Origin of the sequence: Chryseobacterium ureilyticum (genome assembly GCF_900156735.1) — a bacterium.
Classification (GTDB): domain Bacteria; phylum Bacteroidota; class Bacteroidia; order Flavobacteriales; family Weeksellaceae; genus Chryseobacterium; species Chryseobacterium ureilyticum.
Map to the genome: position 1 here is coordinate 53,991 of NZ_FTOL01000007.1, position 12,511 is coordinate 66,501.

The 12,511-nt window shown below is 35.2% G+C and carries 13 protein-coding genes; 9 read left to right on the top strand and 4 right to left on the bottom strand.

All coding sequences use genetic code 11. The annotated features are described in order from the left end of the window. Positions 1 to 175: 175 nt before the first annotated feature. Genes rnpA through BW983_RS17495 form a run of 3 tightly spaced genes read right to left on the bottom strand, consistent with a single transcriptional unit; the run spans position 176 to position 1,891 of the window. Complete coding sequence (rnpA, locus tag BW983_RS17485; RefSeq protein ID WP_076553176.1) at positions 176 to 547, bottom strand: ribonuclease P protein component; 372 nt, start codon at positions 545 to 547, stop codon at positions 176 to 178. Continuing rightward, positions 547 to 1,272 carry a tRNA threonylcarbamoyladenosine dehydratase gene (locus BW983_RS17490; protein WP_076553177.1) on the bottom strand — a complete coding sequence of 242 codons (726 nt, stop codon included), beginning with the start codon at positions 1,270 to 1,272 and terminating at the stop codon, positions 547 to 549. Before BW983_RS17490 ends, rnpA begins: the two co-directional genes overlap by 1 nt. Further along, positions 1,265 to 1,891: a TatD family hydrolase gene (locus BW983_RS17495; protein ID WP_076553178.1), complete on the bottom strand. Its 627-nt coding sequence runs from the start codon at positions 1,889 to 1,891 to the stop codon at positions 1,265 to 1,267. Before BW983_RS17495 ends, BW983_RS17490 begins: the two co-directional genes overlap by 8 nt. Before the next feature lie 96 nt (positions 1,892 to 1,987). Here BW983_RS17495 and BW983_RS17500 point away from each other — a divergent pair, with 96 nt between their 5' ends. From BW983_RS17500 to BW983_RS17530, 7 genes are all read left to right on the top strand, one after another. Next, positions 1,988 to 2,617 (top strand): TetR/AcrR family transcriptional regulator, encoded by a 630-nt coding sequence (locus BW983_RS17500; protein ID WP_076553179.1) that lies wholly within the window; start codon positions 1,988 to 1,990, stop codon positions 2,615 to 2,617. Positions 2,618 to 2,720: 103 nt separating this feature from the next. Then, the gene (locus BW983_RS17505; RefSeq protein ID WP_076553180.1) at positions 2,721 to 3,716 is read left to right on the top strand and encodes an outer membrane protein assembly factor BamD; all 996 of its coding nucleotides are present in this window, start codon (positions 2,721 to 2,723) and stop codon (positions 3,714 to 3,716) included. A gap of 42 nt (positions 3,717 to 3,758) precedes the next feature. Further along, the gene (locus tag BW983_RS17510; RefSeq protein WP_002983982.1) at positions 3,759 to 4,082 is read left to right on the top strand and encodes a DNA-directed RNA polymerase subunit omega; all 324 of its coding nucleotides are present in this window, start codon (positions 3,759 to 3,761) and stop codon (positions 4,080 to 4,082) included. Positions 4,083 to 4,205: 123 nt separating this feature from the next. Beyond that, the gene (coaBC, locus tag BW983_RS17515) at positions 4,206 to 5,411 is read left to right on the top strand and encodes a bifunctional phosphopantothenoylcysteine decarboxylase/phosphopantothenate--cysteine ligase CoaBC (RefSeq protein WP_076553181.1); all 1,206 of its coding nucleotides are present in this window, start codon (positions 4,206 to 4,208) and stop codon (positions 5,409 to 5,411) included. A gap of 123 nt (positions 5,412 to 5,534) precedes the next feature. Further along, positions 5,535 to 6,437, top strand: a complete 903-nt coding sequence (gene porD / locus BW983_RS17520; protein ID WP_076553182.1) for a type IX secretion system protein PorD — start codon at positions 5,535 to 5,537, stop codon at positions 6,435 to 6,437. After that, on the top strand, positions 6,428 to 6,958 hold the full coding sequence (locus tag BW983_RS17525; protein WP_076553183.1) for an SMI1/KNR4 family protein: 531 nt from the start codon (positions 6,428 to 6,430) through the stop codon (positions 6,956 to 6,958). Before porD ends, BW983_RS17525 begins: the two co-directional genes overlap by 10 nt. 94 nt (positions 6,959 to 7,052) lie before the next feature. Next, positions 7,053 to 8,702 carry a DNA repair protein RecN gene (locus tag BW983_RS17530; RefSeq protein WP_076553184.1) on the top strand — a complete coding sequence of 550 codons (1,650 nt, stop codon included), beginning with the start codon at positions 7,053 to 7,055 and terminating at the stop codon, positions 8,700 to 8,702. Positions 8,703 to 8,797: 95 nt separating this feature from the next. Here the strand turns inward: BW983_RS17530 and fumC are convergent, their stop codons facing one another. Next, complete coding sequence (gene fumC, locus BW983_RS17535; protein WP_076553185.1) at positions 8,798 to 10,192, bottom strand: class II fumarate hydratase; 1,395 nt, start codon at positions 10,190 to 10,192, stop codon at positions 8,798 to 8,800. A 198-nt stretch (positions 10,193 to 10,390) separates the two neighbouring features. Here fumC and BW983_RS17540 point away from each other — a divergent pair, with 198 nt between their 5' ends. Both BW983_RS17540 and BW983_RS17545 read left to right on the top strand, forming a co-directional pair. After that, complete coding sequence (locus BW983_RS17540) at positions 10,391 to 11,998, top strand: fumarate hydratase (RefSeq protein WP_076553186.1); 1,608 nt, start codon at positions 10,391 to 10,393, stop codon at positions 11,996 to 11,998. A 171-nt stretch (positions 11,999 to 12,169) separates the two neighbouring features. Continuing rightward, positions 12,170 to 12,454: a hypothetical protein gene (locus BW983_RS17545; protein WP_181575077.1), complete on the top strand. Its 285-nt coding sequence runs from the start codon at positions 12,170 to 12,172 to the stop codon at positions 12,452 to 12,454. Positions 12,455 to 12,511: the final 57 nt, after the last annotated feature.

A 12,511-nucleotide genomic window follows, 5' to 3' on the forward strand; every position in this document is an offset into this window, starting at 1 on the left:
TAATTTTCAGATTTATTGTTTTCCCTAAAATTACAAAAAGTATCTGAGATTTAAAGGTGTGAAGTTTGGATATAAGATGGAGTGTGCCCCAAAATAACTCAAGATTGAATATATTCTTAGCACAGGTTTAATCCTTATTGGTAAACAGCCAGATTGTTATATTGCCAGACTGGAACTATTTCTTCTGTGCCTCACAAAGCTTAATAAACTGAGCTTCCACATCCTGAAATTTCTGAGGCATTTCTGAAGACATCCAAAAAAGCATTGCAATAGTTTTATCCCCAAAAGCACTTTTATATAGGTCTTTATTTAAACGATAACATTCTCTTAGCAATCTTTTTATTCGATTTCGATGAACTGCCCTTTTAAAGTATCTTTTAGAAACAGAAACACCCAATTTACCACTTTCTATTGGTAGCGTAGGCTTATCTTTCAAAATAATGATTCGCAGATTTCCGGACGTTCTCCATTTACCTTTTTCAAAAAGCAAACTAATCTCCGCATTCTTTTTGAGCTTTTCCGCTCTGGGGTATTTGAAATTCTGCATTAATCTTGTTTCACTAAGTAATTGATTACTTCTGCAGCTGCATAAAGCCCAAAAATTGCAGGCATATAGCTTATCGTTCCGTAAAAAGATCTTTTATAATTGGTTCCATCTGTCATCTTTAAGCTTTCCTCATCCTGAATGTCATTGGAAAAAACACAGCGAACACCTTTGTCTATTTTTACTTTTCTCAGCCTTTTTCTTATCTGTCTTGCAAGGTGGCAGTGCTCGGTTTTGCTGATGTCTCTCACCAATACCTTACTTGGGTCAGTCTTTCCACCTGCTCCCATTGAGCTTATCACCTTTATTTTTTTTCTTTTAGCAGAAATAATTAAGCTTAATTTTGGAGTTACACTGTCTATGCAATCCAATACATAATCAAATGGTGCAGAATCCAGCACTTCATCCATTCTTTCAGGATTCAGAAACTCATTGATTTTTGTTAATTTAAGATCAGGATTGATGTCTAGAAGTCTTTCAGCAACAACTTCTACTTTATGTTTCCCAACAGTAGATCGTAAAGCGGGAAGCTGTCTGTTTACGTTGGTAATATCTACAGTATCACCGTCTACGATGGTCATGCTTCCTACACCGGCTCTAGCTAAAAATTCAGCAGCAAAGGAACCTACACCACCCAATCCTACTACAAGAACAGTTGCTTTGTTCAATTTTTCCAAACCATCTTCCTTAATGAGGAGTTCCGTTCTTTCCAGCCAGTATTTATCCATTTCTTATCGTGTGTAAATTTTCTAAAATTTGTTCGTTGAGTTGATCCAAAGAAATCTCTTTTATTTCCGAAACCTTACCATACAATTCTTCGATCTTAAAATCTTCATTGTCAGTATCTAAAAAGATTTTGTTTAATGGAGTGTTTTTTAAAATATTCTGCAAAGATAGATTATACAAAACAGCTTTTCCAAAACTCAGGTAAAAATTATTAGCAAGAAGATCTGTTGCGATCTGCTGCTTTTTATTAAAACCATGAATGATCATAGGCTGATGAGACTTTTTTCTAAATGAAATCACCTCATAAAATTTTCTCACACAATGTATGATGATGGGCTTATTTACCTCATTCGCTATATTGATCTGCTTAAGAAAAACTTCCTCCTGAATTTTCTGCTCTATAAGAACAAGAGAATCCAGACCACATTCACCAATAGCAAAACAGTTCTCAAACATCATATTTCTCATCCAACTTAGCTGTTTTTCTATATTAATGATATCAATGTCCTGAGGATGAATCCCTATTGAATAAGGGAAGTCTGGCGGAATTTGCTCAATATCCAAATTGTAAATTCCGTCTCTGATGTATTTTTTATGATGGTGAAAATCAAAAAATTCCATGCTCAAAAATACTATTATTTCGAATTAATATAAAATTATTAAACGAACGTTTACAATTGTGTTAAAAATTTCTTAACTTTACTCAAAGTACACTTCATGAAGAAAAAATTTACAGAAAAACAGATTCACATACTTGATATTGCAGAAGAGCTTATTGCAAAAAAGGGATACGAGGGAACTTCTGTAAGAGATATTTGTTCCAAAGCAAACATTAATGTTGCAATGATCTCCTATTACTTCGGTTCTAAGGAGAAAATGATGTCTTATCTCTATCAGTACAGAGTGCTCAAAACAAGAGAAAATTTCTCAGAATTTGCAGATACCATTAAAGACGGTAAACCTGAAATGCAAATGCGTGAAATGATAAAATATATCGTTTCACAACTTTTCAAATACAACTATTTTCATGGTTTTGTGACGCAGGAACTTCGCCATACAGAAAATTTAAAAGATGAATTGTTGGATTTCTATCAGCTATTCGTTAAAAAATTGGATGAAGTCATAAAAAAAGGAGTCGCTTCCGGAGTTTTCACCTTCACACCAAAGCCTGAAGATATCCTTACCATGATTATTGGTTCCACCTTGTTTGTCATCCGAAATAAAAATTTTTATGAGCTTTACGTTCCTAGTAAGAATGAAGAAGCCTATGCTAAAGAAGCTGAAAAAAAGGTAAGAATGAATCTTTTACTAAGTGTTTTTGCCATTTTAGGATACGCTGCAGACTAAAATTACGTTAAATATTCATAAAAAAAAATCTATTGACAAAAAAGTTATATTTTTGCAAATTAGTAAATCGGCTGTATAATCCGAAAACTGTTGAATTTTTTATATGAAAAAATATATTTTAGGTCTTTTTGCTGTAGCAGTGATTGCCTCATGTGTAAGCCAGCAGGAAAAAGCAATGAAGAGTGCTGATAAAGATTTTATCTTAAAAGCTGCTAATGAAAACTTCGCTAAGAAAAAGTGGAAAAATGCATTGGCTCTTTACGACAGACTTGCCAATCTTGTGGCAGGAACGGATGATTTTCCTAATGTAGGATTCAATACAGCTTATGCAAACTATTATGATAAAAGTTATAAGCTGGCGGGTCATCAGTTTAAAAACTTTGCTATCAACTTTCCAAAAGATCCAAGAGCAGAAGAAGCAGCTTATATGTCTGCACTTTGCTACTATGAAGGGTCTATGGATTATAACCTGGATCAATCCAGTACAGAATTAGCGATCAACGAACTTCAGGACTTCCTGAATAACTATCCGAATTCTGAAAGATCTAAGAACATCTCCCAGTTGATTGATGAATTGTCTTACAAATTAGAGTTCAAAGCTTATGAAAATGGAAGACAGTACTTCAAGATGGGACAATACAAGGCTGCAAATGTGGCATTGGAAAATGTTTTGGAAGATTTCCCAAGTACGAAGCTTCGTCCAAAAATTTATGACTATATCATGAAATCTCGTTATGAATTGGCTTTAAAGTCAATCTATGACCTGAAAGATGAGCGTATTGAAAGTGCATTGACTTATGTGAAGATGGTAGAAAAAGAACTTCCTAATACGGAATATTCTAAAACAGCTTCAGAATTGAGAGTAAAGCTTGAAAAAGAAAAGCAAAACTTTGTTGTCGTGAAAAAAGATACAGAAGCAAGAATTGCAGCTCTTACGGCAAGACAAAAGAAAGTAGCTGACAAACTAGCAGAGCAAGGTAAAAAAGAACAGCAAGCTAAAGATCAGATCAGTAATGAAAAGCAAGCAAAGCAGATGCAGAGGGACAGTGCAGCACTTCAGACCCCTCCACCTGCAGCGACTTTCAAAATTCAAAGATAATTCGTAAATTTGCCATCTTAAAATAAAAATAATTTTCTCAAAATGAGTGTAAAAGATACAAAAGCAGAAGTAAATACTATTACTTACGATAAAGATAAGATTGAAGATAAAGTAGGTTCAATCTATGAAGCTATTGTTATCATGGGAAAGAGAGCAGAGCAGATCAATGCGGAGATCCGTACGGAACTTCACAACAAATTGGATGAATTTGCCGTTCACAATTCTACATTGGAAGAAGTTTTCGAAAACAGAGAACAGATTGAGATCTCTAAACATTATGAAAAACTTCCAAAGCCGACTTCAATTGCTATTGAAGAATGGTTAAACGATGATGTATATTTCAGAAAGACAGAAGAGAGAAAATAATCATCTGTGTTTTTAATAAATCAAGGTCATAAAGGAATTAAGTTCTTTTATGACCTTTCTTGTTTTAAACCCTGATTGTGGGAAAAAATAAGTAATTTAGTATTTCCAAAAAATTAAAGCTAAATGAGTGTTTCCGGTAAAAAGATACTTATCGCCGTCTCTGGAGGAATTGCGGCATACAAAATTCATTTTCTGATAAGAGATTTTGTAAAAAAAGGAGCCGAAGTACAGGTTATTATGACTCCCGACGCAGAACATTTTGTAACGAAACTAAGTTTGTCAACTTTATCAAAGAAACCTGTTTACTCAGAATTTTACAGAGATAATGGGACCTGGAACAGTCATGTAGAATTAGGCTTATGGGCTGATGTCATAATCGTAGCTCCTTGTACAGCCAATACCTTGTCTAAAATGATTCATGGGATGTGTGATAATTTAGTTATTGCCACCTACATGTCAGCCAAATGTCCTGTGTTTATTGCTCCTGCAATGGATTTGGATATGTATGTACATCCATCTACTAAGAGAAATCTGGAGCTTGCTGAAAGTTTTGGTCATATTATTATTCCCGCAGAAAACGGGGAATTGGCGAGCGGGCTTGTAGGGCAGGGAAGAATGGCAGAACCAGAAACTATTTTTAATACAGTAGAAAATTATTTTACAGACAATGCTTCTGCAAAAACTCTTGAAGGAAAAACGGTGTTGATTACAGCGGGGCCTACTTATGAAGCAATTGATCCTGTAAGATTCATAGGAAATCATTCCTCCGGGAAAATGGGATTCTCTCTTGCAGAGGAAGCTTCAAAAAGAGGAGCAAAAGTGATCCTGATCTCTGGACCCAGCTCTCAGACTCTTACCGATAAAAATGTAGAACTTCATAAAGTAACTTCTGCTAAAGAAATGCTGGCAAAAGTTTTTGAATTTTATGATAAGATCGATATAGGTATTGCCAGTGCAGCCGTTGCAGACTATGCTCCAAAAGATGTAGCTAAGGAAAAAATCAAAAAAAATGATGAAAACCTTACCATTGAATTAGTTAAGAACCCGGATATTCTTAAGACAATGGGCGAAAAGAAAACCCACCAATTCCTGGTAGGATTTGCTTTGGAAACCCAGAATGAAGAAGAGAATGCCAAAGGAAAACTGGAAAAGAAAAATCTTGATATGATCGTTCTGAATTCTTTACGTGATGAAGGTGCAGGTTTTAAAAATGATACTAATAAAATCAAGATTTTTACTAAAGCAGAGAAAAGAGAATTTGACCTGAAATCTAAAGATGATGTGGCAAAGGATATCCTCAACTTTGTTGAAGCTCAACTTTTAAAATAATTTTAATAAATTTCCGTTCTCAATTTTTAATAGACAATGAAGTCGTCAGAATTTTTAGAAAGACAATATCAATGAGGATGACACGATTACATATGATATTAAAAAAACAATAAGTATCTCCATATGAAAAAAATTATAAGTTTATTTTTTCTGGTTTTTATATACAATTTTGGATTTTCCCAGGAGTTACTGGCAACCGTTCAGGTAAACTCCCAACAGATCGGAGGAAGTAATCAGCAGGCTTTTAAATCCTTGGAAAAAAGTCTAAGAGATTTTATTAATAATACCAGCTGGACAGGGAAAAAACTTCAGAATTTTGAAAAAATAAAATGTGGTTTTTCTATTGTTATTTCAGAAAAGGTAGATAACAGGTACAAAGGAACTATTGTTATTCAGGCTGTACGTCCTGTTTATGCAACCACTTACGAATCACCACTATTGAATCTTCAGGATCAGAGATTCGGATTTGAATATATTGAAAATGAAAATCTTATTTTTAACGAGAGACAATTCTCCGGTAAAAACCTTACAGATGTGATCAGCTTTTATGTTTACCTTATTTTAGGATATGACGCAGACAGTTTCCAGTCTATGAGCGGAAGCCAGTGGTTCTCAAAAGCTCAGCAGATTGCTCAAAATTCACAAAACAGAAACTATGAAGGATGGAATACTATCAATGAGCCAAGAAGCCGCACAATCTTGATCAACGAAATACTTAACCCTAGCTGGAGCCAGCTTCGTTCTGCAGTATACACCTATCATAGATCCGGAATGGACAACCTTTTTAATCAGGACCAGACGGCAGCAAAGAAAGTGATCTTTGATACCCTAATGCAGCTTAAAATGTATGAGAATACTTTTCAGCAAGGATTTTTCTTTAATCTTTTCATGGATACCAAAAGTGATGAGATTTTCAATGTGTTCAATTCCGGGAATAATGGAGGAATTATCCTTAATGATCTTAAGCAGGTTATGATAACTCTTTCTCCTAAAAACATTGATAGTAAATGGAATAAATGGAAATAACGAGCCATCAGACAGATATTGAAGGAATTGTTGATAGAACGCTTACGTTTTGGATTGAAAACGAAGTCAATAAACTTCCCTGCGATATTGAAGCAGAAATGCTTGCTCCAGTGCAAACTGATGATGAGTGGAAAACCTGGCTTCCTGTAAAAAGTACAGTGACAGATACTGAACTTGAGATATTTGAAGCAGAAACAGGTTTTGTTTTTCCCGAAGACTTTAAAATATTCCTTAAGCATAAACATTTTTACGAGCTTCAGATTTCAGAAGTATCATTTTGCTCACATCCCATCAATCTTTGGAGAGCTTCTCTTCGTGAAATGATGTTTGAAACCTATCCAAGAGAATTTCTTTTTGATAAAGGATATGTTCCCTTTGCTACATACAGTGATTGGGGGCTCTTGTGTTTTGATACTCATAATGATAATGCAATTGTCCTTTGGGATCATGAAGTTGCAGCCTCTTTTGAATATAAACACAAAAGTTTTTATGAATTACTGACTGAAATTTCAAAAATTTAAGTTTCATATTTATCACGATCTGTCATTTCTGTTTTCATTAAAAAAACTTATTTTTACACCTAATATTAATATCTGATAAAAACGCGGATTATCCATGCTTTCAAGAATTTACATTAAAAACTTTGCCCTGATTGATACTTTGGATGTATCATTGAAAAATGGTTTGCAGGTCATTACCGGTGAAACGGGAGCCGGGAAATCTATTATTCTGGGAGCACTTCGACTTATTTTAGGAGAAAGGGCAGATGTGAAATCCATTGCAAAAGCAGAGGAGAAAAGCGTTGTTGAAACAGAGTTCAATCTTAATAATCAATTTAAAAAGTTTTTCATTGAAAACGATCTTGATTATGAGCTTCATACTATTATCAGAAGAGAAATTCTTCCATCAGGAAAGTCCAGAGCGTTCATCAATGACGTTCCGGTGACATTGGATATTCTTAAAGAACTTTCTTCGCAATTAATTGATATTCATTCCCAATTTGAAACATCAAATCTGTTTACGTCTGAATATCAATTTAAAATAATTGATGGTCTTTCCGAAAATAAGACGATCATTGAAGAATATCAACAGGAATTTTCAGATTTTCAGAATCTTAAACTGGTTCTTAAAAAACTAAGGACTCAACTTTCGGAATCTACCAAAGAGAGTGATTATAAAGAGTTTTTATTGAATGAGTTAGAAGATTTGAAGTTGGATGATGTAGATTTTGAAGATGTTCAGAACCAGCTTTCCATTCAGGAAAATGCAGGAATGATTTCTGAAAATATAGGGCAAATCCTTTCCAGGTTTCATCAGGAAGAAATAGGAATTCTGTCTTTTTTTAACGAAGCAAAATCAAAACTTTCCAGGATTTCTGAAGTTTCAACTGGTTTTGCTGAACTTGATCAAAGGCTTGAAGCCTCTTTTGTAGAACTAAAAGATATTATTTCCGAGCTTGAAGATGAAGCAGAAAAGGTAGAGATCAATCCTGACAACCTTGTTTTTCTTACAGAATTGAATAATAAGATCAATGCTTTATTCCTTAAACATAATGTAGCAGACATTCATGAGCTGATTGAGATCAGAAATGAATTGACAGGAGATCAGAAAGGAGCTTCCGAGTTAGAGTCACAAATAGAAGAAACTGAGGAAAATATTTCTAAAAAAGAAAAAACACTTCAGGTACTTGCGGAAAAGCTTTCTAAAAACAGGAAAAAAAATATCCCTGTTTTCATTAAAAAAGCAGAAGGACTTCTAAAAAAGCTAGGTCTTGAAAAAGCAAAAGTAGATATTGATTTGCAGGATGCTGTTGAATTTAATCAGTTTGGAAAAGAAAATATTCAGCTTTTGTTTCAGGCGAATTCTGGTTTCCCTTTAAAACCAATTCAAACGGCAATTTCCGGTGGAGAAAGATCAAGGGTAATGCTTGCAGTAAAGAAGATTATTGCAGAAAGTGATGAGCTGCCAACTTTAATTCTGGATGAAATTGATACAGGAGTTTCCGGAAAAGTAGCAGAAGAAATAGGAAATCTTATGCGTGAAATGTCTGAGGATATGCAACTGATCGTAATTTCTCATCTTGCACAAGTTGCAGCAAAAGGAAACAATAACTATAAAGTTGTAAAACAAGACATTTCCGGTAGAACTCAATCCACCATTATACCTTTAAGTGACGAAGATAAACTTAATGAAATTGCTCAATTGCTTTCAGGAAGTAAGATCACTGAAGCAGCTCTTGCACAGGCAAAGGAATTAATCGGTTAAAAATCGAGTTCAAATTAAAAGAAAATCTAAGAAATATAAATAGTAAAAGCCCCGAAAACTCCGGGGCTTTTACTATTTAATCTATGTTTCTAAAATTATTTAAGGCTACCTACCATATCTTCAGGTTTTACCCACTCATCAAATTGTTCTGCGGTTAATAATCCCAGATTAACAGCCTCCTCTTTTAACGTTGTTCCGTTTTTATGAGCTGTTTTTGCAATTTTTGCTGCATTTTCGTATCCGATATGAGTATTCAGAGCGGTAACAAGCATTAAGGATTTGTCTACAAGCTCTTTAATTCTCTCATGATTAGGCTCAATACCTACCGCACAATGATCATTGAATGAAATACATGCATCAGCAATTAATTGTGCAGACTGAAGGAAATTATAAGCCATTACAGGTTTAAAAACATTCAGTTCGTAATTACCTTGTGTTCCTGCAAATGAAATAGTTGTATCATTTCCCAGAATCTGAGCACAAACCATTGTCAGAGCTTCATTTTGGGTAGGGTTTACTTTTCCAGGCATAATGGAAGATCCCGGTTCGTTTTCAGGAATATGAATTTCCCCGATTCCGGAACGTGGTCCTGAAGCAAGCAATCTGATATCCTGAGCAATTTTGAATAATGAAACTGCAAGTTGTTTTAAAGCGCCGTGGCTTTCAACAATAGCATCGTGGGCAGCAAGTGCCTCAAACTTATTTTCTGCTGTGATAAATGGGTGATTGGTAAACTTGGCAATATATTCAGCTACTTTTACGTCATATCCGTTAGGCGTATTCAGTCCGGTTCCTACAGCGGTTCCTCCAAGAGCAAGCTCTGAAAGGTGGGGAAGTGTATTTTTTAAAGCTCTTAAACCAAATTCCAATTGGGCAACATAACCGGAAAATTCCTGTCCCAATGTTAAAGGAGTAGCATCCATCAGGTGAGTTCTCCCAATTTTTACAACATCTTTAAATGCTTTAGATTTTTCAGCAAGTGTATTTTTTAATTTTTCAACAGCAGGAATCGTAACTTCTACTACTTTTTTATAGGCAGCAATGTGCATTGCCGTAGGATAAGTGTCATTGGATGATTGAGATTTGTTGACATCATCATTCGGGTGAATTTCAGATTTTTCTCCTAAAGTTCCTCCATTATTTACATGAGCTCTGTTGGAAACAACTTCATTCACATTCATATTAGACTGTGTTCCTGAGCCTGTCTGCCAGATTACCAAAGGAAATTGGTCATTCAGTTTTCCTTCAAGAATTTCTTCACAAACCTTTCCAATCATATCTCTTTTTTCAGGTGAAAGTACACCCAAATCAGAATTGGCATATGCCGCAGCCTTCTTTAAATAAGCAAATGCTTCAATGATTTCATGAGGCATTGATCCTTCCGGACCGATTTTGAAATTATTTCTTGAACGTTCTGTCTGTGCACCCCAAAGTTTGTCTGCAGGTACCTGCACTTCTCCCATGGTGTCTTTTTCTACTCTGTAATTCATTGTGATTGAAATTTTATAGTCTTTTTAGCCTGAAACCATAGTTTTTTATCTTTTATGGTTTCATTATTTGGTTAGTATAAAGTTAGTTATAAACTCAGAAACCTGCAATTTATAATCATTATAAATATCAATTTTAATGACTGATTTTGCTCATCTTTTTTTAATGGAAGCCGTATTTTTGTACAAACAAAAAATTGAATGGAATTTAGATATCAGGATCCGTATCCAATTCAGAAAGATGATACGGTGTATAAAAAGCTTACATCAGATTATGTAAAGGTTGAAAAACTGGGTGACAGAGAAATTTTAACAGTTGACCCGAAAGGATTGGAGCTATTGGCTGAAGAAGCTATGGCGGACGTATCTTTCATGCTGCGTTCTTCACACTTAGAAAGCCTTAAAAGAATCATTGATGATCCTGAAGCTACAGACAATGACAGATTCGTTGCTTATAACTTATTACAAAATGCTACCGTAGCGGTTGAAGGAGCACTGCCTTCTTGCCAGGATACAGGTACAGCAATCGTAATGGGTAAAAAAGGTGAAAATGTATACACCGGAGTAGATGATGGTGAATTCTTAAGCCGTGGTATCTACAACACCTATCAAAAAAGAAACCTTAGATATTCTCAGGTAGTTCCTTTGACAATGTTTGATGAGAAAAATTCAGGATCAAACCTTCCTGCACAGATTGATATCTATGCTAAGAAAGGGGATTACTACGAGTTTTTATTCTTAACAAAAGGAGGAGGTTCTGCAAATAAAACATTCTTATATCAAAAGACAAAATCTTTACTGAACGAAAAATCTCTTGAAGAATTCGTTAAAGAAAGAATTTCAGATCTTGGAACAGCAGCTTGCCCGCCATATCACTTAGCGTTGGTAATCGGAGGAACTTCAGCTGAGGCAAACCTTGCAGCGGTAAAGAAAGCATCTGCAAAATATTATGACAATCTTCCTACAGAAGGAAATGAAGCAGGACAAGCATTCAGAGACCTTGAATGGGAGGCTAAAGTTCAGAAAATCTGCCAGGAAAGTGCTATCGGAGCGCAGTTTGGAGGAAAATACCTTACCCATGATGTAAGAGTAATCAGACTTCCAAGACATGCTGCTTCTTGTCCGGTAGGAATGGGAGTATCGTGTTCAGCAGACAGAAACATTAAAGGGAAGATTACAAAAGATGGAATTTTCCTTGAGCAATTAGAACAGGATCCAAAGAGATTCCTTCCAGCTACACCACCACATTTGGAAGAAGCCATCGAAGTAGATCTGAATAAGCCAATGCCGGAAATTCTAGCTGAGCTTTCAAAATATCCAATCAAAACAAGATTAAAACTAAACGGTACCTTAATCGTAGCAAGAGATATTGCTCATGCTAAGATCAAAGAAATCATCGACAGTGGAAAACCAATGCCGGAATATTTCAAAAATCATCCGATTTATTACGCAGGACCAGCAAAAACACCGGAAGGAATGGCTTCAGGAAGTTTCGGACCTACAACTGCAGGAAGAATGGATGTTTATGTAGACGAGTTCCAAAGCCATGGTGGAAGTATGATCATGCTGGCAAAAGGAAACAGAAGTAAAGACGTTACCAACGCTTGTAATAAATATGGAGGTTTCTATCTTGGATCTATCGGAGGACCGGCAGCAATCCTTGCAAAAGATAATATTGTATCGGTAGATGTTGTAGACTTCCCGGAATTAGGAATGGAAGCAGTAAGAAAAATTGAAGTAAAAGACTTCCCGGCTTTCATCATTACCGATGATAAAGGAAACGATTTCTTTGCAAATCTTGCTCATTAATCGGACAATAAAGACCTTTAGAAGGGAGATATGAGATGAGTGTTTAAAACTCATATCTCTTGTCTCAGAGTCTCAAAACCTATATAGAATTAAAATAAATTAAAAATTAGAGCCTGTATCTTTTGTGTAAAAAAGAAAAAAGCTTTATTTTTGCCTAAAATCTTTAAGAGAATGATAACTATTTTATCAGCATTTTGGCCGTTCTACCAGTTCCTTTGGACTGTATTTTTCATTACTATGTTCTTAGTAGGATTCTGGTGTATTTTTATGTTCTTCGGATTAGTAATCCCAATGTGGCTTACTGAAGGTTTGAAAGAGTACTTCGGAAAAGTGAAGCCTTTCGATCCTGAAGATATCAGAAGAAAGCTTATTACTGAGCAGGAAGGTGTAGAAACGATCTACAGCCAACCTAAAGGAAACGGTCCTTTCCTTCACGATCACGGACATCATCATTAATTGATTGTCATTGCTTTTTCACCTGAATTCTGAAAAAGTAATATCAAAGCAAAACAA